The 18,655-nt window shown below is 63.7% G+C and carries 19 protein-coding genes; 14 read left to right on the top strand and 5 right to left on the bottom strand.

The genetic code is table 11. The annotated features are described in order from the left end of the window. Positions 1–9: 9 nt before the first annotated feature. The 3 genes from glcF (at position 10) to JET17_RS11205 (ending at position 2,171) form a co-directional block, all read left to right on the top strand. Positions 10–1,245, top strand: a complete 1,236-nt coding sequence (gene glcF / locus JET17_RS11215; protein WP_012314089.1) for a glycolate oxidase subunit GlcF — start codon at positions 10–12, stop codon at positions 1,243–1,245. Then, positions 1,238–1,639, top strand: a complete 402-nt coding sequence (locus tag JET17_RS11210; RefSeq protein ID WP_012314088.1) for a heme-binding protein — start codon at positions 1,238–1,240, stop codon at positions 1,637–1,639. Before glcF ends, JET17_RS11210 begins: the two co-directional genes overlap by 8 nt. 193 nt (positions 1,640–1,832) lie before the next feature. Beyond that, positions 1,833–2,171, top strand: coding sequence for a hypothetical protein (locus JET17_RS11205; protein WP_012314087.1), 339 nt, complete (start codon positions 1,833–1,835; stop codon positions 2,169–2,171). A gap of 300 nt (positions 2,172–2,471) precedes the next feature. Here JET17_RS11205 and JET17_RS11200 read toward each other — a convergent pair whose 3' ends face one another. Continuing rightward, the gene (locus JET17_RS11200; RefSeq protein ID WP_012314086.1) at positions 2,472–3,482 is read right to left on the bottom strand and encodes an AraC family transcriptional regulator; all 1,011 of its coding nucleotides are present in this window, start codon (positions 3,480–3,482) and stop codon (positions 2,472–2,474) included. 168 nt (positions 3,483–3,650) lie between these two features. On the opposite strand from JET17_RS11200, the gene JET17_RS11195 reads away from it, so the two are divergent. From JET17_RS11195 to JET17_RS11185, 3 genes are read left to right on the top strand one after another with little or no spacing between them, the layout of a single operon-like run. Then, positions 3,651–4,835: an acetyl-CoA C-acyltransferase family protein gene (locus JET17_RS11195; RefSeq protein ID WP_012314085.1), complete on the top strand. Its 1,185-nt coding sequence runs from the start codon at positions 3,651–3,653 to the stop codon at positions 4,833–4,835. A 13-nt stretch (positions 4,836–4,848) separates the two neighbouring features. Next, positions 4,849–5,697, top strand: a complete 849-nt coding sequence (locus JET17_RS11190) for a 3-hydroxybutyryl-CoA dehydrogenase (protein WP_012314084.1) — start codon at positions 4,849–4,851, stop codon at positions 5,695–5,697. Between the two features lie 12 nt (positions 5,698–5,709). Next, a complete protein-coding gene (locus tag JET17_RS11185) occupies positions 5,710–6,291 on the top strand; it encodes a TetR/AcrR family transcriptional regulator (RefSeq protein WP_012314083.1) in 582 nt (193 codons plus the stop codon). A gap of 37 nt (positions 6,292–6,328) precedes the next feature. Here the strand turns inward: JET17_RS11185 and JET17_RS11180 are convergent, their stop codons facing one another. Both JET17_RS11180 and JET17_RS11175 read right to left on the bottom strand, forming a co-directional pair. Further along, entirely contained in the window at positions 6,329–6,970 is a 642-nt protein-coding gene (locus tag JET17_RS11180; protein ID WP_012314082.1) for a DUF1109 domain-containing protein, read from the bottom strand. Further along, the gene (locus tag JET17_RS11175) at positions 6,960–7,544 is read right to left on the bottom strand and encodes a sigma-70 family RNA polymerase sigma factor (RefSeq protein WP_012314081.1); all 585 of its coding nucleotides are present in this window, start codon (positions 7,542–7,544) and stop codon (positions 6,960–6,962) included. The genes JET17_RS11180 and JET17_RS11175 overlap by 11 nt, the downstream gene beginning before the upstream one ends. A 198-nt stretch (positions 7,545–7,742) precedes the next feature. Here JET17_RS11175 and JET17_RS11170 point away from each other — a divergent pair, with 198 nt between their 5' ends. The 6 genes from JET17_RS11170 (at position 7,743) to JET17_RS11145 (ending at position 12,297) form a co-directional block, all read left to right on the top strand. Continuing rightward, positions 7,743–8,021 carry a DUF2282 domain-containing protein gene (locus tag JET17_RS11170; RefSeq protein WP_012314080.1) on the top strand — a complete coding sequence of 93 codons (279 nt, stop codon included), beginning with the start codon at positions 7,743–7,745 and terminating at the stop codon, positions 8,019–8,021. 16 nt (positions 8,022–8,037) lie between these two features. Further along, positions 8,038–8,871 carry a DUF692 domain-containing protein gene (locus JET17_RS11165; RefSeq protein WP_012314079.1) on the top strand — a complete coding sequence of 278 codons (834 nt, stop codon included), beginning with the start codon at positions 8,038–8,040 and terminating at the stop codon, positions 8,869–8,871. Then, positions 8,868–9,623 carry a DNA-binding domain-containing protein gene (locus JET17_RS11160; protein WP_012314078.1) on the top strand — a complete coding sequence of 252 codons (756 nt, stop codon included), beginning with the start codon at positions 8,868–8,870 and terminating at the stop codon, positions 9,621–9,623. Before JET17_RS11165 ends, JET17_RS11160 begins: the two co-directional genes overlap by 4 nt. Before the next feature lie 10 nt (positions 9,624–9,633). Further along, the gene (locus tag JET17_RS11155; protein WP_012314077.1) at positions 9,634–10,101 is read left to right on the top strand and encodes a DoxX family protein; all 468 of its coding nucleotides are present in this window, start codon (positions 9,634–9,636) and stop codon (positions 10,099–10,101) included. Positions 10,102–10,239: 138 nt separating this feature from the next. Then, on the top strand, positions 10,240–11,580 hold the full coding sequence (locus JET17_RS11150; RefSeq protein WP_012314076.1) for an MATE family efflux transporter: 1,341 nt from the start codon (positions 10,240–10,242) through the stop codon (positions 11,578–11,580). A 72-nt stretch (positions 11,581–11,652) separates the two neighbouring features. Then, a complete protein-coding gene (locus tag JET17_RS11145) occupies positions 11,653–12,297 on the top strand; it encodes a TetR/AcrR family transcriptional regulator (RefSeq protein WP_012314075.1) in 645 nt (214 codons plus the stop codon). Positions 12,298–12,305: 8 nt separating this feature from the next. Here JET17_RS11145 and JET17_RS11140 read toward each other — a convergent pair whose 3' ends face one another. Both JET17_RS11140 and JET17_RS11135 read right to left on the bottom strand, forming a co-directional pair. After that, positions 12,306–14,960, bottom strand: a complete 2,655-nt coding sequence (locus JET17_RS11140) for a glycoside hydrolase family 3 protein (protein WP_012314074.1) — start codon at positions 14,958–14,960, stop codon at positions 12,306–12,308. 76 nt (positions 14,961–15,036) lie between these two features. Continuing rightward, the gene (locus JET17_RS11135) at positions 15,037–15,279 is read right to left on the bottom strand and encodes a hypothetical protein (protein WP_012314073.1); all 243 of its coding nucleotides are present in this window, start codon (positions 15,277–15,279) and stop codon (positions 15,037–15,039) included. Positions 15,280–15,761: 482 nt separating this feature from the next. On the opposite strand from JET17_RS11135, the gene gspE reads away from it, so the two are divergent. Both gspE and JET17_RS11125 read left to right on the top strand, forming a co-directional pair. Continuing rightward, a complete protein-coding gene (gene gspE, locus JET17_RS11130) occupies positions 15,762–17,453 on the top strand; it encodes a type II secretion system ATPase GspE (protein ID WP_012314072.1) in 1,692 nt (563 codons plus the stop codon). Between the two features lies 1 nt (position 17,454). Continuing rightward, positions 17,455–18,654, top strand: coding sequence for a type II secretion system F family protein (locus JET17_RS11125; RefSeq protein WP_012314071.1), 1,200 nt, complete (start codon positions 17,455–17,457; stop codon positions 18,652–18,654). Position 18,655 lies beyond the last annotated feature (1 nt).

The following is an 18,655-nucleotide window of genomic DNA, read 5'->3' as shown; positions in this document are numbered from 1 at the left end:
GGCCACGCCATGCAAACCAACCTGAGCGACAGCGCCAAGCGCCTGGCCCGCGCCGAAGAGGCCGAAAGCATCCTGCGCGCATGCGTGCACTGTGGCTTCTGCACGGCCACCTGCCCCACCTACCAGTTGCTCGGCGATGAACTGGATGGACCGCGCGGGCGTATCTACCTGATCAAGCAAGTACTCGAAGGTGCGCCGGTCACCGCCAGTACCCAACTGCACCTGGACCGCTGCCTGACCTGCCGCAACTGTGAGACCACCTGCCCGTCAGGGGTCAGATACCATGACCTGCTGGACATCGGCCGCGCCGTGGTCGAACAGCAAGTGCCCCGCCCGCTCGGCCAGCGCCTGCTGCGCCAAGGCTTGCGTGCAGTGGTGCCGCGCCCGGCGCTGTTCAAGGCGCTGACCCGCGCGGGCCAAACCCTGCGCCCAGTCCTGCCGGGCGCACTCAAGAGCAAGTTGCCCGCCCAGGTGGCCTCCCCTGGCAAGCGCCCGGCGGTGCGCCACGCACGCCGCGTGCTGCTGCTTGAAGGCTGCGTACAGCCGGCCCTGTCACCCAACACCAACGCCGCCACCGCGCGGTTGCTGGACCGCCTGGGCATCAGCGTCGAGCCAGCACGCCAAGCTGGCTGCTGTGGCGCAGTGGATTACCACCTCAATGCCCAGGAGCAAGGCCTGCAGCGTGCCCGGCGCAACATTGATGCCTGGTGGCCCGCCATCGAAGCGGGCGCCGAAGCCATCGTGCAGACCGCTAGTGGCTGCGGCGCCTTCGTGCGTGACTACGGCCACCTGCTGGAGAAGGATCCGCTTTACGCGGCCAAGGCTGCGCGGGTCAGCGCGCTATCGCGCGACCTGGTGGAAGTGCTGCGCAACGAGCCGGTCGAGCAACTGGGCGTGTGCGCCGAACAACGCCTGGCCTTTCATTGCCCGTGCACCCTGCAGCACGCCCTCAAGCTCGGCGGCCAGGTTGAGAGCCTGCTGGCCCGGCTTGGCTTCACTCTCACCGCAGTGCCCGACGGCCATTTGTGCTGCGGCTCTGCCGGTACCTACTCGCTGACCCAGCCCGAACTGTCGCGGCAACTGCGCGACAACCGACTCAACGCGCTGGAAAGCGGCAAGCCGCAAATCATCGCCACCGCCAACATTGGTTGCCAGACCCACCTCGCTGGTGCCGGACGCACACCGGTACGGCACTGGATCGAAATCGTCGAAGCAGCCCTGAACCAGGAGAACAGCCATGCATAGCAAGTCCGTGATAGGCCAGGCCGAAGTTGCCCGCGTGCTTGCAGCCGCCCGCCAGGAGGCCCTGGCGCACCAGTGGAACGTCACCATCGCGGTGGTCGACGACGGCGGCCATCCGCTTGGCCTGGAGCGCATGGACGGCTGCGCGGCAGCCAGTGCGTACATCGCCGTTGAAAAGGCTCGCAGCTCGGCCTTGGGCCGCAAGGAAACGCGCGATTACGAACAGATGGTCAACGGCGGGCGCACCGCGTTCGTCACCGCGCCGCTGCTGACCAGCCTGGAGGGCGGCGTGCCGTTGCGGGTGGATGGCCAGGTGGTTGGCGCTATCGGTGTGTCCGGGGTCAGGCCTGAACAGGATGCCCAGGTGGCCAAGGCCGGGGCGGCGGCCATCACGTAATCCGCGCCTTGACAGCTCACCGGCAACAGAAGAGCCGGGCCGCGGTTGGCTTTTGCAGGTCGACCGCTTGCAAGCCACCCGGCCCCTCTCTACACGTTCAGAAAATTCCTACCCAACCTCTCGGAAGCGTCCTACTTGCCGCGCACCACCATGGAAAACATGATCGGCACTTGTGTCCCAGAGGAAGCAGCGCATGCATCCACACACCCGCACCACTGCCGAGCTGCGCAGTACCCTGCGCGAGCTGCTGGCTCATGATGTCAGCAACCCTGACGATGACCCGCACTTGTCGGGCGTATTGTTCTTCTGTGCCACCGACGAGCGCACGCGAGGGCTGATCGAACGTATCGAGTTGCTGGCCAGCGAGTTGTTCTTCGACGCTTGTGGCCGCCTCATCGCCCACCGTATCCGCGCCGTTGCCGTCGAGGGCGTGTCCATCAAGCAAAAACGCAAAGCACCCGCCGACGAGACCGTGATCCGCATTTCGCTGCTGGACAAAGGCTACATCACGGTGAGTACCGCACGATTCTGAAGCCAAGAGGCAAATGCGACACCGCCGCAACGTTGCCGCTCCATTTTTTGCAAGCTCTGCTTCTGCTTCTGCTTCTGCTTCTAAGCGCGCGGTAGCTCAGCCACCACAGATTGCGACTTCAGGAGGCCGAGCGCAGCGTAGGGGCCGGATGATGGGAGCGGGCGGTTTTTGGTCCCTTTTTGCCAAGACAAAAAGGGACCCGCCGTAAGGGCACAAAGGTGAGTGAGCGCCACCATGGCAAACGGATATGCCCACCCGAATCAAAGCCCCCTAGCTTCTATCTTGCAGCTTGCCGCTGACCTAGTGCCCAACCAACCTAGCCCGATATCTCCCCGGACTTTGCCCCGTCCACTTCTTGAACGCCCGATGAAACGCACTGGGCTCCTGGAACCCCGCCTGCTCGGCGATTTCAGCAATGCTCATCACCCCCTCGCGCAAACGCTCGAACGCCATGGCACGCCGCACCTCATCCTTGATCTGCTGATACGACCGCCCTTCGCGCTCCAACTGCCGACGAAAAGTGCTGGCACTGATACCCTGCCACTGCGCCATGGCCGCCAGCGTCGGCCATTGCCCATAGCGCCGGGCACGCAGATGCCGGTACACCTGAGCCACCAACCCATTCTGGTTGCGAAAGCGGATCACCAGGCCCTGGGGTGCACTACGCAGGAAAGTTTTAAGGCCGGCCAAGTCTTGGACCACCGGCAGACGCAGGTAGGCGCTGTCGAACTCAACCTCGGTGCGCCCGCTACCCAGGCGTAAGTCCGGCCCCCACAGCAGCAGGTCGTCGTCCTGGGCCGGACGCGCCACTGCAAGCTCGGTGCGGTCAATGGCCAGACGGCGCCCGGCCAGCCAGCACAGCAGGCCAACCACCAGCACCAGATAGGTCTCTTCGGCATAAACCCGGGTCAACGGGTCGGCAATGTCCGAGTGCACGCTGATCACCGCGCGCCCGGCGCGCACCGTCAGGCTGCCGCGCAGGTCATGCAGGAACAGGCTGAAATTGCCCAAGCATTGGCGCAGTGCCTTGTCCAGGTTCGGCTCCTGGATAAGGCCGCGACAGATCAGGGCAAAGCTGCCCAGCGGCATGCCATGGCTGTCGAGGCGAAAGAACTCATCGTCCAGCAGCTGGATCTGCGTCAGCCATAATTGGGCGAACGCCTTGGCCGGTACGCGGGCCTGTGGCTGATCGAGCAGCGCCGGGTCGATGCCCACCGCACGCAGATGGGCGTCACGCACCAAGGGCTGGTCGCGCAGGGCATGAAACATGGCATTGAGAAAGTACACGGCGACCGAATCGCTATCGCGCATGGCGTTATTCGCTGTCTATGCTGAGTGGCAAAAAGTGCCAGGTTGACTGAACAGATCCGGCATAGGCTGGAACAGGGCCTTTGCCTAGACTCGGACTCAACGAGGGAGCGCCGGCCATTCTCGCAGAGCCTGGCCCGCTCCCGCCATGCCTTCGCAATCGGAGCCTCTATGAGCAGCGCAGAAATCTACGTCGTCAGTGCCGTCCGTTCCGCCATCGGTGGTTTTGGTGGCTCGCTCAAGGACCTGCCGCTGGCAGACCTCGCCACCGCCATCAGCCGCGCCGCCCTCGAGCGCTCGGGCGTAGCCCCTGAGCAGGTCGGCCATGTGGTCATGGGTAATGTCATCCCCACCGAACCACGCGACGCCTACCTGTCGCGGGTCGCCGCGATGAACGCTGGTATCCCTAAGGAAACCCCGGCGTTCAACGTCAACCGCCTGTGCGGTTCGGGCCTTCAGGCCATCGTTTCCGCTACCCAGTGCCTGCTGCTGGGTGATGCCGATGTGGCCCTGGCCGCCGGTGCCGAGTCCATGAGCCGTGGCCCTTACTTGCTGCCACAGGCCCGCTGGGGTGCACGCATGGGCGACCTGCAAGGCATCGACTACACCGTCGGCGTTCTGCAGGACCCGTTCGAACACTTCCACATGGGCATCACGGCGGAAAATGTCGCCGCCAAGCACGGCATCACCCGCCAGATGCAGGATGAACTGGCCCTGACCAGCCAGCGCCGCGCCGCCCGTGCCATAGCTGAAGGCCGCTTCGCCAGCCAGATCGTGCCGCTGGAACTGAAAACCCGCAAAGGCACCGTCGAGTTTGCCGTTGACGAACACGTACGCGGCGATGTGACCGCCGAACAGCTGGCCGGCATGAAAACCGTCTTCAAGAAAGACGGCACCGTTACCGCCGGCAATGCCAGCGGCATCAATGACGGAGCTGCCGGCCTGGTGCTGGCGACCGGTGACGCCGTACACCGCCTGGGCCTCAAGCCGCTGGCGCGCCTGGTGGCCTACGCCCATGCCGGCGTCGAGCCCGAGCTGATGGGCCTGGGGCCGATCCCGGCAACACGCAAAGCCCTGGAAAAGGCCGGCCTAAACATCAGCGACCTAGACGTGATCGAGTCCAATGAAGCCTTCGCCGCCCAAGCCTGTGCCGTAGCCCGCGCGCTGGACTTCGACCCGGAGAAGGTCAACCCGAACGGGTCCGGCATTTCCCTGGGCCACCCGGTGGGTGCCACCGGGGCGATCATCGCCACCAAGGCCATCCATGAACTGCAGCGTATCCAGGGCCGTTACGCGCTGGCCACCATGTGCATTGGCGGCGGCCAGGGCATCGCCGTCGTCTTCGAGCGCGTCTGAGGGACCTTGCAACATGAGCATTGAACAGATCGCCGTGATCGGCGCCGGCACCATGGGCAACGGCATCGCGCAAGTCTGCGCGGTGGCCGGCTATCAGGTGCTGCTGGTGGATGTCGCCGAGGCCGCACTAGAGCGCGGCGTAGCCACCCTGAGCAAAAACCTGGAGCGCCAGGTCAACAAGGGTACCCTCGATGCCGAGCGTGCCAGCGCAGCGAAAGCGCGCATCCGCACCAGCACCGATTACGCGCAATTGAGCACTGCGCAACTGGTGATCGAGGCGGCGACCGAAAACCTGCAGCTCAAGCAACGCATCCTCCAGCAAGTGGCTGCCAACGTGGCGCCCGATTGCCTGATTGCCACCAACACCTCGTCACTTTCGGTGACCCAGCTGGCGGCCAGTATCGAGCACCCTGAGCGGTTCATCGGCGTGCACTTCTTCAACCCGGTGCCGATGATGGCCCTGGTCGAGATCATCCGTGGCCTGCAAACCAGCGACAGCACCTATGCCCAGGCGCTGCTGGTTACCGAGAAGCTCGGCAAGACGCCGATCACTGCCGGTAACCGCCCGGGCTTCGTGGTCAACCGCATCCTGGTGCCGATGATCAACGAAGCGATCTTCGTGCGCCAGGAGGGCCTGGCCAGTGCCGAGGACATCGACACCGGCATGCGCCTGGGTTGCAACCAGCCGATCGGCCCGCTGGCGCTGGCCGACCTGATTGGCCTGGACACCTTGCTGGCGATCATGGAAGCCTTCCATGAGGGTTTCAACGACAGCAAGTACCGCCCTGCCCCACTGCTAAGGGAAATGGTCGCGGCCGGCTGGTTGGGGCGCAAGAGTGGCCGCGGCTTCTTCACCTACTGAGGAGCGGACAGCATGCCCCCGGTCAATGCCGCGATGCGCTGTGCCAATTTTGAAGAGCGACGTGACCGTGCCATGGCCCTGTTCGCCGAGAAAGGCTTCGGCCAGGTGAGCATGCGCGAACTGGCGGCACATCTGGGCGTGACCGCAGGTTCGCTGTATCACCACTTCCCGAGCAAGCAGGACTTGCTGTACGACCTGATCGAAGAGTTGTACGAGGAGCTGCAAGCAACCCTGGAGCCTGGCCGCCGCGCCATGGCGCGCGGGGGTTCGGCACTGGCTTGCCTGATTGCAGCGCACTGGCAACTGCATGCCGAACGGCCCCTGCAGTTTCGCTTGGCCGCACGGGATTTCTGCTGCCTGAGCGAAGCGCAGCAAACGCGCCTGGCGTTGTTGCGCAAGCGTTATGAGACAGGGTTGCTGCGGTTGATCGCACCACAGGCGAAACTGCCCGACGCGGCATTGGCGGCGACGGCGCAGGTGGTGGCGACGTTGCTCAACCAGTTGCCTGGGATGCTGAAGGCTTTGCCTGAGGAACAGGGGTTGGGGTTGATGGAAAGCCTGCTGGTTGGGGGAATTGAGCGAACATTGCGCTAGCCCACCGTACCCGCTCGATCAATCAGGCTCTACATCTTCACCACCTCAAAAAACGCGGGCCAAGCACTGCTCCCATCAACGTGGGCAGCAACATCCCCAGCACGTACCAGGTCCCCCAGAACGGCACCTGCATTTCCGGGCAGTGCAGGCAGTAAACCAAGGTTGCGGTCGAACCGGCGAGCAGGCCCGCTGCGGCGCCAGCCTGGCGCAGCCGCGTGGGTGCCAGGCCACGCAATGCCCAGAACAGGGTAATGAACACCGGCACGCACAGCAGCGTGATGTTCAACGCACAGGTGCGCCAGGTACGCCCAAAAATCAAATCGGCACGGGCTTCGACCGGAGCCCCGAACAGGCTGATCGCCGCCCCCAGCCAGACCAGCAGCAACGGTAGCCCGAGCAGTTGCCACACCACCCCGCCGCGCACGCCGGGCCTGGCCAGGCGCTGCGTCAACCAAAGCCCTAGCAGCGCCAGGCTGGCGGGCAAGGCCAGCTTGGCCCAGAACAGTGGCGTACGCGCCACTTCGGCAAGGTCGCTGCGCACGCCATAAAGAGCCACCGTCATCAGCACCGCACCCAGTGTGCCTGCAAGCAACGCCAGCGCCAGGCGCCGTGCCAGCGCATGACGGCCCACCGGCTCTTCACCAGCAGCCAGCAGGGTAATCAGTTCATCAGTCTTCATGCTCTTCACTGCCTCGAATCAGCTTGGCCAGCGCCTTGAGCCCCCGGTGTATCCCCACCTTGACCGCCGAACAGGAAAGCCCGGTGATACGCGCAGTCTCCTCCACCGACAGCCCTTCGAGCTTGACGTGGACGATGGGCAAACGCTGGCGCGCCGGCAACCGCCCCAGCAGCTTGCCCAGGTCGCGATTGGCCTGGGCAGGCGCTTCATCACTGGTGGCGAACAGGTCACTGTCGTCTTCCAGCACCTCGTGCAACGCGTCTTGGTGCGCATAGCGGCGCAGGTAATCTGCCAGCTTGTAACGGGCAATCGCCTGTACCCACGCCGTCAGCGGCTGTTGCGGCTGGTAGGTATGACGTGCGTTATGCACGGCCAGCAACACTTCCTGCAGCAAGTCTTCGATTTCGGCCGGGCGCTGCTGCAGGCGCCGCCGCAGAAACCCACGCACATGCAGCGCCAGCGCCGCAAGGAATTCGCGGTAGGCCCGTGCATCGCCCGCCAGCCCGCGCAGCAGCAAGGCCTGCAACTGCGCCTCGCGTGCGCCGAGGTGGTCCTGAGAGTTAGTTCGTTGCATGGGGCGCCAAGGTTACACCGTCTGAAGTTTTTTCTTTTATCGAACCTTAGCCGCTGCTGCGCTTTTGAGCGCATAGGTCAGGGCAAATGCACCAAGCAAAAAATATTTCCGCGTGCCTGTAACCGCAGCAGCGGCCACCGCGAACTAGTCCATGAGCCTTCGGTACATCACCACGGCCCATCCTCTGGAGACATCCCCATGAATACCCTCGCCCTTACCACTGCCGCCCTGGCCCTTGCTTCCATGGCCAGCGTCGCCACCGCCGCCGATACCAACAGCAACGGTGCAGCCATGGAGAAATGCTACGGCGTCGCCATGGCCGGCAAGAACGACTGTAAAGCCGGTGCCGGCACCAGTTGCGCTGGCAGCTCCAAAAAAGACTACGACGGCATGGCCTGGAAAAATGTCCCGGCCGGCACCTGCACCTCGATCAAGACGCCCAACGGCATGGGTTCACTGACCCCGATCAAGTCCTGAGCAGAGGCCGCCGACCATGAACCGAACTGCCCCTCTGGGCGCCGGGCTCGGGCTCAAGGCTGAACACTTTGCCCAGGCCTTGGCCTGCGACGCAGACGGCCTGTGGTATGAGGTGCATCCAGAGAACTACATGGTCGGCGGGCCGCGCCTGGCGTGGCTGCAGCGCATGGCCGAACGCCATGCGCTGTCGCTGCACGGCGTTGCCCTGTCACTGGCAGCGGACGCCGAACCGGACATCACCCACCTGCGCCGGCTGCGCGTGCTGATCGACCAGGTAAACCCGGTGCTGGTGTCGGAGCACCTGGCCTGGTCCGCCTGGCGTGACCAGTATCACCCCGACCTGCTGCCGTTCCCCCGCAGCCACGAAGCATTGGCACGCATCAGCGACAATATCCTGCGCACCCAGGATGCCCTGGGGCGCTGCATCGCCATCGAAAACCCCAGCCACTACCTGCAATTGCAAGGTCACGACCTGGACGAAATCGAGTTCCTCAACGAGCTGGTGCGCCGCACCGATTGCACGCTGTTGCTGGATATCAACAACGTTCATGTCAGCGCACACAACCTGGGTTTCAACGCCAAGGACTACCTCGACCGCTTCCCGGCCCATGCCATCAGCGAAGTTCACCTGGCCGGCCACAGCCACGACGACCAAGGCGCACTGCTGATCGACTCGCACGATACAGCCATTGCCGAACCGGTCTGGGCCTTGTACCGCCGGCTGATCGCGCGCATCGGTGCGCGCCCGACACTGATCGAACGCGACGGCAACCTGCCGGCCTTCGATGAACTGCTTGCCGAACGGGCGATTGCCCAGACGACCCTCGACCACGCAGGAGCCTTGCCATGAACCTGTCACTTGGCCAGTTCCAGGACGCCTTCATCGACGCACTCTACCTGCGCCCTGCTCCGCTGCTGCAAAACCTGACTTGCCAACCGGCGTTCGCGGTCTACCGCAATACCGTGATGGCCGGCTGCGTGGACGCACTGCGAGCCAACTTCCCCAGTGTCGAAACTCTGGTCGGTGCCGACTGGATGCAGCAAGCCGCTGCCGCCTACGCAAAACACACCCCACCTGACGACGCACGGCTTATACGCTACGGTGCGACGTTCGCGGCGTTTCTGCAAGACAGCCAGGCCAGCCACGGGCTGCCTTACCTGGCCGATGTCGCACGCCTGGACTGGCATTGGTGCGAAGTTTTCAGCGCCATCGAGCAACCTTGCCTGGCCTTGGCCGACCTGGCAGGCATGACGGCCAGTGACCTGGGTGGCAGCCACCTGCGGCCGCGCCAGAACGTGCGCTGGCAGTGGTTCGACGCTCACCCGGCACTGAGCCTGTGGCGCTGCAGCCGCGAAGGCCTGCCATGGCCACAGTCGCAACCCTGGGTGGCAGAAGGCGCACTGTTGAGCGCCGACCAGCACGGCGTGAACCATCAGCCACTCGAGGCCGGTGGCTGCATGTTCCTGGATGCCTGCGCAGCCGGTCACTCACTGGAAAGCGCCTCGCAACTTGCCCTGCAACGCCAGCCTGACCTCGACTTCACCAGCCTGCTCGGTCGCCTGATGCAGGCCCGGGTCTTTCTCCCGCTTTCATTCGATTGAAGGAACGGCCATGGTCACCTTGCGCCCTACTGCCCCAGCCACTGGCCTGCGCCAACGCTGGAACGGCCTTGCCGACCGCCTGCAACGGCTGCTCAACGACAGCGCGTTGTGCCTGGTCGCACGGCTGGGCATCGCCTCGATATTTTTCCTGTCAGGCCGCACCAAGGTCGAAGGTTTGCTGAGCATCACGCCCGGTACCTACGAGCTGTTCCAGAGCGAGTATGCCTTGCCGCTGCTTTCGCCCTGGCTCGCAGCCCACCTGGCAACCTACGCCGAGCACCTGTTCCCACTGCTACTGGTGCTGGGCCTGTTCACCCGGCTTTCAGCGCTTGCCCTGCTCGGCATGACAGCGGTCATCCAGATATTCGTCTACCCGGACGCCTGGCCTACTCACCTGTCGTGGGCTGGCCTGCTGCTGTTGCTGATAGCCCGGGGTGCCGGCGCTCTGTCGCTGGACCGGTTGCTACGGCTGCATTGAGCCCAGCCGGCCAGCTACCACTTGGCAGTTGCAGCGTGTCGGGTGAAGATCACTCACGCGGCTTTTCCATTAAACTCTTCGCAGCCCACGTTGTCTTGGTACCGCACTGTTGCACCCACCCTAGCGGTACCCCCCAAGATGAAGCACCCCGCCACATTCACCCAAGGTTCATTGACCCACCACGTCCGGGTAATGGCGTTTACCAGTGCGCTGAGCCTGCTGGCGATCTTCCTGACCGACATTCTCACGCTCACGTATGTCGCCCTGCTGCATGACGAAGTACTCATTGCTGCGGTAGGCATCGCCAAGACCCTGGCCTTTTTCAATTCAAGCCTGGTGGCGGGCATTGTCGTCGCTGCAGGCACCATGATCTCCCGCAGGGTCGGCCAAGGTTCGAGTGCCTCGGTGCCTGCGCTGACCAGCCACATGCTGATCCTCGCCGCGCTGGTCTCGGCCGGTGTGTCTGCACTGCAGTGGTACTACCTGGACTTCTTCGCCGGCCTGGTGGGGGCCGATGCGCCCGCCTCACCGCTTGCCCGGCAATTCATCGCCATGACGCTGGTGGCGTCGGTGCTGATGGCGCTCACTCAGGCCGCGGCCCAAGTGCTCCGGGCGCAAGGTTTGAGCGGGCGCGCGCTGGCAGTGGTGCTGGCCAGTGCCGCCTGCCTGGCCATCGTCGACCCGATACTGATCTTTGGTCTGAACCTGAAACTGTTGGGCGCCGGCCTGTCCTGCCTGGTGGCAGCCACAGCAGGCAGCCTGACGGGTTTGTACCTGGTCAGGGCCCATGTAGGCCTTGCCACGCGCATACGCCTACGCCTGCTGCGGCTGTATGGCGCACGCATCATGCGCATTGCCTTGCCCTATACCCTCGCTAATCTGGCGATGCCCGTTGCCCTGACCTACACCATGGCGCAACTGGCGCTGTTCGGGGTGTCGGTCATGGCCGGCATGGCGGTAATGGACAGGGTGCTGCAGATTACCTACTGCCTGTACTTCGCCTTGCCGGGCGCGCTGGTGCCGATCCTGGCACAGAACCTGGGGGCGCACTGCCAGGGCCGTTCGCAGGCTGCCTTGCACAGCGCCGCCAGGCTGGTAGTAGTGTACGGCCTGGTCGCCTGGGCAGTACTGGCAAGCGCCGCGCCGTGGCTTGGCCCTGCCTTCACGCTGTCAGGCCCGGGGCAGGCGCTGATCGAGGACCTGTGCCGGTACGGGCCGGGGCTGTGGGTCATCATGGGCCTGGACTTCATCGCCATTTCGCTGTTCATCTGCCGTGGCCAGGCAGGCTGGGTGGCCTTCTACGCCTGGCTTCGCGCCACCTTGGGTACCCTGCCCTTCGTCACCGCAGGCGCAGCGCTGCAGGGTGCCAGCGGCGTCATGCTCGGGCTGTGGGTTGGCAATGCCCTGGTCGCACTGGCCAGCGTCGCAACGGCCATCCTGATCAACCGCCCAGGCGCATACCGGGCGCACGAACCCTAGAACTTTTGCCATAATCGCCCTCGCCGCTTCAGCGGAACCGGCACACCACCCACCACAGCTTGAAGTTGGTTTATGTCAGGTCAGGATCACGAAACCGAAGCGTCCAGCGCAACGGTCACCAAACGCCGCCGTGCCCCCAAGGGCGAGATGCGCCGCGCCGCCCTGCTGGATGCGGCCACCGCCGTGTTCGCCAAAGACGGTTATGCGGCAGCCTCCATGCGCGATGTGGCCGAAATCGCCGGCATCACCACGGTCGGGCTGTTGCACCACTTCCCCAACAAGGTGTCGTTGCTGCAGGCCTTGCTCGATCGGCGCGATCGGCGAGTGACGGAGAAATTTGCCGAGCTGGAGATGGCGCCGACGCTTGCGAACTTCCTGGCCTTCGTGCGCATGAGCATGAATTTCAGCGTGCAGAACCTGCTTGAATGCCAGGCTTCGATGATGATCAGCGTCGAAAGCCTGTCCGAGCAGCACCCGGCCTGGCCCTGGTACAAGGAGAAATTCGCGCTGACCCACGCCCACGCCAAGGCGCACCTGGCGGCGCTGGTCGAGCATGGCGAGGTGCGCAAGGACATTGATGCGAAGTCGTTGGCGACCGAGATCTTCGCCGTGATGGATGGCCTGCAGATCCAGTGGCTGCGCGCCCCGGACCAGGTCGACGTCGAAGCGGTCTTCGACGCCTACCTGCTACGCCTTGCCTCTTGCATCAAGGCCTAGTGCGACGGTCAGTAAGCCTGGCTGTCGCTGACCTGCACCGCCGCTTGCAGCGGTGCAGGTAGTGGGTTGCTGTCACGCGTGGTCAAGTGTTGCGGCATGAGCGTGACCAGCGTGCGCTGCAGCGTGAGGTTTTCCGAGTCCGGGCCGACCCACACCTTGAACTTGCCGGCATCGACGTCCCAACTGTCGGTGTTCTGCACGAAGTACGCCAGCGAGCGTGAGTCGATCGGCAGGCTCACGGTCTTGCTCTGGCCCGGCTCCAGGTACACCTTGGTAAAGCCCTTGAGCTCCTTCTTCGGGCGGTCGACTTGCGGGTCGATCGGCTGTATGTACAGCTGCGCGACCTCAAAGCCCGCCTTGTCACCCGTGTTGGTCAGGGTGAACGTGGCGTTCACGGTGTTGCCTGGGGTCATCACATTGGTCGAGAGCTTCAAGTCCGAATAGCCGAACGTGGTGTACGACAAGCCGAAGCCGAACGGGTAAAGCGGTTTGGCGTGCTTCTTGTCATAGCCGCGGTACCCCATGTAAAGCCCCTCGCTGTAGTCGATCTCGGTCAGCGGGTTGTCGCCCCGGTAGGCGGCCGGGTCCGGGTAGGACGCGTAACTTGGGTTGTCTTCGATCTTCTTGTCGATGGTCACTGGCAGCTTGCCCGACGGGTTCACCTTGCCATACAGGATTTCAGCCAGTGCCTGGCCGCCCTGTTGCCCCGGGAACCAGGCATGCAACGCTGCGCCAACCTTCTTGGCCCACGGCTGCATGTCGGCCACGCCGCCGCCATGGGTGACGACGATGGTGTTCGGGTTGGCCTTGGTGACGAATTTGATCAGCTCGGCCTGCTGGTCCGGCAGCGCGTAGTCGTGGTCGGAGCCTTCACCCTCGTTCTCGTAGTTGGTGCCTGCGGCGATCACCACGGCATCGTAGCTGGCGATATCCTTCGGCGGTCGCAGGGACGCCCAGCTCATCTGAACGCCTGCCAGGCCGCCCAGTGCCGGCGTGAAGTTGCCTTGCACACGGCGGTACTCAAGCTTGACGTTGTAGGACTTGCCCGCCACCAGGGCAGCGCTCTTGCCCGAAGTGGTCAGCGCGTTGACCACATCAGATGAGTACGGCACGCCGTCGCTCTGCACCACCAGCTTGCCATCGACCCAAAGCTTGTAAGGGCCGTCGGCGCGCACCTTGAACACATGCGCACCCGAGACGGTCGGTTTGATCGTCGCACTGAAGCGTGCGGAGAACGCCCCCGCCGTCGGGCTGAAGCCGGACACGGCAGTGGTGCCGGTGCTGGTTTCATTGGTGCTGGTGGTCCAGTTGAGGTTCACGCCCGGCTCGATGCGGGTCAGTACCGGGGCGCCGCTGAGGCTGGTGTTGCTGAAGTACTCGGCCTTCACCCCGGCATTGCTGACGCCGCTGCCGGACGAGGTCGGCTGGTACCAGACTGCCGCCTTGGGGTTCAGGCTCAACGCCGACAGGTAGGTGACATTGGCGCTGTTCGACGCCAGTTGCTGCAGCCCGCTGAGTTCGGTCACGTAGCTGTTGGGTGGCGAGTTGGCGGTACCGAACGGCGAGGCAGGCGCCTGGTTGGCCCAGTCGCCGATCACTGCGATTCTGGCGGTACGCGCCAGGGGCAGCAGCGGCTTGCCAGCAGCGGTATCGGCGTTGCGCAGCAGCACGATGCCTTCACGAGCAGCGTTCAGCGACGCGCGCTGGCCGTACTCGGTGTGCTCCAGCGTCTTTGCCGTGTTGAGGTTTTCCTGGAGGTCGTAGCTGACCACGGCACGCAGGTTGCGCTTGACCTTGTCGTCGATGACGTTCTGGGTCAGCTGGCCGCTACACAGGTACGGCAGCAGGTTGGCCTCGGTGAACTGCAGGCCCGAAGGCATGTCCAGGTCGGTGCCGGCCCATGCGCCTTTGAACGGGTCGTGAATGGCATTGAAGTCACTGATAACGGTGCCCTGATAGCCCCACTCGCCTTTGAGCACCTCGGTGATCAGGTGGTGGTTTTCACAGGCGTAGTCGCCGTTGACCTTGTTGAACCCGCACATGATCGACGCCACGTTGGCGTTCTTGACCATCGACTCGAAGCCGGGCAAGTACAGTTCGCGCAGCGTGCGCTCATCGGCCACGACATTGACCGCCTGGCGATTGGCTTCCTGCTCATTGGCCAGGTAATGCTTGCCACTGGCCTGGATCCCTTGGGCCTGGATGCCGTTGACGATGGCCGGCGCCAACACCGCGCCAAGGAACGGGTCCTCGCCACTGACGTACTCGGCCGAACGGCCGTTGTAGGGCGTGCGGTACAGGTTCACCCCGGGCGAGAGCATCTGCTGGCCGCCGGAAATACGCGTTTCATAGGCAATGGCCAGGCCGAACTCTTTGGCCCGGTTGATGCTCCAGGTGGCGGCCAGGGCAGACTGCGAAGGATATTGTGCGCCAAAGGTGGCGTTATTGACGTGCACGCCCATGGACGAGTCGTAGGCCACCGTGCCCTGGATACCCCACTTGAGCAGCGACGGGATCATGTGGCCGTCATTGACCCGGGTGAAGTTGATCTTCTCGGCCTGGTTCATGTTGTCCAGGATGGAGCTGACCCGGGCCTCCACCTCGTTGCCGGTGGCCGGCCCGGCCGCCAAAGCGCCCGAGGCCTGCATGACGCCGAGCGCCATCAGGCTCACGGCCTGTTTGAAATGTTTCACGGGTTGAATCCTCAAGAACAGAATGGGAGCAGGCAAACCTGCGGCCTTACGGCTGGCTGACCAGCGCGGGCGCATCGGCGGTGTCTACCGGCACGTCGACAAAGGCATTGGCATCAGTGGCGCCCTTTGCAACATCGCTGACGCCGGACAGGTGTTCGCGCTGGCTGTCCAGTTGTTCACGGGCTTCATAAGCCGCTGTACCAGAAGTGGCGCCGTTTGTATCTGCAAAGGCATTTGGCACAGTGGCCAGCAGTGCCGAACAGGCGAACGGCAGCAGTAGTCTATTCATCGAATAGTTCTCGAAAAAAGAATGCAGGAATTAGCGGGCCGCAAACATGGCCCGGCCGGCGCGTAAGTCTGGGCAGTTCAATGAAAAGTTCAAGCGCTCATGAAGTGCACAGTGGGCAACGTATCAAAAAAACAAAAAAACCACGCCAAATAACATCCAAACATAAAGAACAGAATCACATCAAATACATGTTCAGCGCATATTTGTATTTGCAGATTCCAAAAATTATTAGGATTGTGGTTTTCCCATGCTTTTTTTGAGAATTCAGGGCAAGAATTTGCCTCTCGCTAAACCTAGTTGCAATTAGGTTTAGCAGGGTGATATGCTTACGAGACCGCTGAAAACAGCCAGCTAATTCATACTGAACAAACCAAAAACATAGGCTGTTGCAACAGTTAAAATTCCAAAGTATTCTCCGGGCCACCTCAGGCCTGACAAGTAGTAAAGTGCCGCTATATAGCCAGCACTTGCACTAAGCCATCATGATGAAATCAACTATCCCCTCTGCTGACGATATATGTGAGTGGCTGCTCAATGCTGGCGCATTGCAACCGGCTGATATGAATCGCGCTGCACGCTTGGGCGTGGCCCAGGCAATGGGCGAACATGAAAAACTGCGCACCTTGCTGCGCCTGGGTGCAGTAAGAGAGCAGCAAATGGCCGCGGCCTACGCCGAGTTGCTGGGCGTGCCCAGGCTGGACAGGCAGCGTGTCGACTCCCCGCCTGTGGCCACTGAACGCTTTGCCCGCCACTACGGCGTGGTCACCCTCAGCGAAAGCAGCAGCCACTTGCAGGTCGCCGCCGCCGTGCCGCTTTCGGCCTACGCGCTGAACGCACTCGGTTACCAGGCGGCAAAACAGGTAGAGCTGGTGGTAGGGACCAGCGACGAAATCACCGCCCTGATCGAACAGGCCTACGGCGAAGGCCGCTCGGCCATGGGCGCGCTGATCCAGACCCTGGACGACGACAGCATCGACGAAGGCGACATCGAACAGCTCAAGGACATGGCCTCCGAGGCGCCAGTGATCCGCCTGGTCAACCTGATGCTGCAACACGCCGTCGACCGTCGCGCTTCGGACATCCACGTAGAACCGTTCGAAACCCAGCTGAAAGTGCGCTACCGGGTCGACGGCGTGCTCGTCGAAGGCGAAGCACCACCGGCCGGTTACGCCGCAGCGGTCATCTCGCGGCTGAAGATCATGGCCCGGCTGGATATCGCCGAGCGCCGCCTGCCGCAGGATGGGCGGATCATGCTGCGCATTCAGGGCCGCGAACTGGACTTGCGGGTCTCCACCGTGCCAACCAGTTTCGGCGAGTCGGTGGTGATGCGCCTGCTGGACCGGCAAACCGTGAGTTTCGACTTCGCCAGCCTGGGCATCCGTGGCCCCACCCTGCAAAGCATCGAGCATCTGCTGGCGCGCCCCCATGGCATCTTTTTGGTAACAGGGCCCACCGGCTCGGGCAAGACCACCACCCTTTACACCGCGTTGTCGGGCCTGAACACCGCCGAACGCAAGATCATCACCGTGGAAGACCCGGTCGAATACCAGCTCACCGGCATCAACCAGATCCAGGTCAAGCCTGCCATCGGCCTGGGGTTTGCCACGGCATTGCGCTCGATCGTGCGTCAGGACCCGGACGTGATCATGATCGGTGAAATGCGCGACCTGGAAACCTGCCGCATCGCCATCCAGTCATCGCTGACCGGGCACCTGGTACTGTCGACCCTGCACACCAACAGCGCCGCCGCCAGCATCACCCGCCTGCTGGACATGGGCGTCGAAGGTTACCTGCTCGCCTCCACCCTGCAGGGCATCCTTGCCCAGCGCCTGGTGCGCCGCCTCGACCCGGCCACCCGTATCGCCTTCCAGGCACCGGCCGAACTGGTCGAGCGCCACCAGTTGGCCCGCTACACGCAACAGCGTCCGATCATGCTGTACCGCCCAGACGAGCAGGCGCCGGGCGGTGGCTACCATGGGCGCAGCGCGATCACCGAACTGCTGGTCATGGACGAAGAGCTGCGCGGCATGCTCATGCGCCAGACCGATGCCGCCACACTCGAGGCCCACGCCCGTCGCAACGGGCTGGTGACCCTCTATGAGGACGGCCTGCGCCAGGCCCTGGCCGGCGTCACCTCGCTTGAAGAAGTGCTGCGCGTCACGGGTGGTGATTGAGGTGCCGACCTTTTCCTACACCGCGCTCGACAGCGAGGGCCGCAAGCAGCAAGGCGAACTGGACGCCAGTGACCGTGACCACGCCGCTCGCCAGTTGCAACGGCGCGGCCTGCTGATTCTGCAGCTCAGGCAGGGTAGCCGCCTGCTGCGTTCGGGCAAGGCGCGCAGCATGTTCCAGCCGGTGGAACTGATCACCATCACACAGCAGCTCACTACCCTGCTCAGCGCCGGGCAACCGCTGGACCGGGCGCTGGGCACCGTGCTGAAGAACGTGCGCAGGCCCGCCGCCAAGGCCGTGCTGGAGCGGGTGCGCGAGCAGGTCAAAGCCGGCTTGCCGCTGTCCCAGGCGCTTGAGGAACACCCGGGCAGTTTCTCACCGTTCTACACCAGCCTGGTGCGGGCCGGCGAAGCCGGCGGTGTACTCGAAGTGACCCTGGCCCAGCTTGCCGGCTACCTGGAACAAAGCCACAAACTGCGTGGCGAAGTGATCAACGCGCTGATCTACCCGGCTTTCCTGGTGATCGGTGTGGTCGGCTCGCTGGCGCTGCTGCTGGCCTATGTGGTGCCGCAATTCGTACCGATCTTCCAGGACCTGGGCGTGCCCATCCCGCTGGTGACCCGCGCTGTGCTGGCCATGGGCGAATTCGTCAATGCCTGGGGGCTGGCCTGCCTGCTGACGCTGCTCGGCGCCGGCTGGCTTGGCCTGGCCGCACGGCGTGACCCGCGCCGGCGAGTGGCCCAGGACCTGCGCCTGTGGCGCAACCGCCTGTTCGGCCCGCTGCTGCAGCGCCTGGAAACCGCACGCCTGGCGCGCACCTTGGGCACTTTGTTGAGCAACAGCGTCACCCTGCTCGGTTCACTGGCGATCGGCCGCGAAGTCAGTGCCAACCATGCACTGCGCGAGCATGTGGAGCGCACCACCGACCAGGTCAAGCAAGGCAGCAGCCTGAGCCTTGCGCTATCGGCAGAGGCTCTGCTGCCGGAGCTTGCCCTGCAGATGATCGAAGTCGGTGAACAGTCGGGCACCCTCGGCGCGATGCTGCTCAAAGTCGCCGATGTCTACGACCTTGAAGCCAAACGCACCATCGACCGCCTGCTCGCGGCGCTGGTGCCCACCCTGACCATCGTCATGGCGGTGATGGTGGCGGCAATCATGCTCGCCATCATGCTGCCGCTGATGAGCCTTACCAGCAATATCTAGG

It is taken from the genome of Pseudomonas putida (genome assembly GCF_016406145.1).
GTDB classification, from domain to species: Bacteria; Pseudomonadota; Gammaproteobacteria; order Pseudomonadales; family Pseudomonadaceae; genus Aquipseudomonas; species Aquipseudomonas putida_E.
Note: the sequence above shows the minus strand (reverse complement) of the source record. Positions and strands in the feature narration are given on the sequence as shown.

Excerpts from the sequence above, each read along its gene's own strand:
- JET17_RS11210 (WP_012314088.1), top strand. The coding sequence starts at position 1,238 with ATGCATAGCAAGTCCGTGATAGGCCAGGCCGAAGTTGCCCGCGTGCTT.
- JET17_RS11180 (WP_012314082.1), bottom strand. The coding sequence starts at position 6,970 with ATGAAGACTGATGAACTGATTACCCTGCTGGCTGCTGGTGAAGAGCCG.
- JET17_RS11190 (WP_012314084.1), top strand. The coding sequence starts at position 4,849 with ATGAGCATTGAACAGATCGCCGTGATCGGCGCCGGCACCATGGGCAAC.
- JET17_RS11150 (WP_012314076.1), top strand. The coding sequence starts at position 10,240 with ATGAAGCACCCCGCCACATTCACCCAAGGTTCATTGACCCACCACGTC.
- JET17_RS11200 (WP_012314086.1), bottom strand. The coding sequence starts at position 3,482 with ATGCGCGATAGCGATTCGGTCGCCGTGTACTTTCTCAATGCCATGTTT.
- JET17_RS11140 (WP_012314074.1), bottom strand. The coding sequence starts at position 14,960 with ATGGCGCTCGGCGTCATGCAGGCCTCGGGCGCTTTGGCGGCCGGGCCG.
- JET17_RS11165 (WP_012314079.1), top strand. The coding sequence starts at position 8,038 with ATGAACCGAACTGCCCCTCTGGGCGCCGGGCTCGGGCTCAAGGCTGAA.
- JET17_RS11155 (WP_012314077.1), top strand. The coding sequence starts at position 9,634 with ATGGTCACCTTGCGCCCTACTGCCCCAGCCACTGGCCTGCGCCAACGC.
- gspE (WP_012314072.1), top strand. The coding sequence starts at position 15,762 with ATGATGAAATCAACTATCCCCTCTGCTGACGATATATGTGAGTGGCTG.
- JET17_RS11195 (WP_012314085.1), top strand. The coding sequence starts at position 3,651 with ATGAGCAGCGCAGAAATCTACGTCGTCAGTGCCGTCCGTTCCGCCATC.
- JET17_RS11160 (WP_012314078.1), top strand. The coding sequence starts at position 8,868 with ATGAACCTGTCACTTGGCCAGTTCCAGGACGCCTTCATCGACGCACTC.
- glcF (WP_012314089.1), top strand. The coding sequence starts at position 10 with ATGCAAACCAACCTGAGCGACAGCGCCAAGCGCCTGGCCCGCGCCGAA.
- JET17_RS11205 (WP_012314087.1), top strand. The coding sequence starts at position 1,833 with ATGCATCCACACACCCGCACCACTGCCGAGCTGCGCAGTACCCTGCGC.
- JET17_RS11175 (WP_012314081.1), bottom strand. The coding sequence starts at position 7,544 with ATGCAACGAACTAACTCTCAGGACCACCTCGGCGCACGCGAGGCGCAG.
- JET17_RS11185 (WP_012314083.1), top strand. The coding sequence starts at position 5,710 with ATGCCCCCGGTCAATGCCGCGATGCGCTGTGCCAATTTTGAAGAGCGA.
- JET17_RS11170 (WP_012314080.1), top strand. The coding sequence starts at position 7,743 with ATGAATACCCTCGCCCTTACCACTGCCGCCCTGGCCCTTGCTTCCATG.
- JET17_RS11135 (WP_012314073.1), bottom strand. The coding sequence starts at position 15,279 with ATGAATAGACTACTGCTGCCGTTCGCCTGTTCGGCACTGCTGGCCACT.
- JET17_RS11145 (WP_012314075.1), top strand. The coding sequence starts at position 11,653 with ATGTCAGGTCAGGATCACGAAACCGAAGCGTCCAGCGCAACGGTCACC.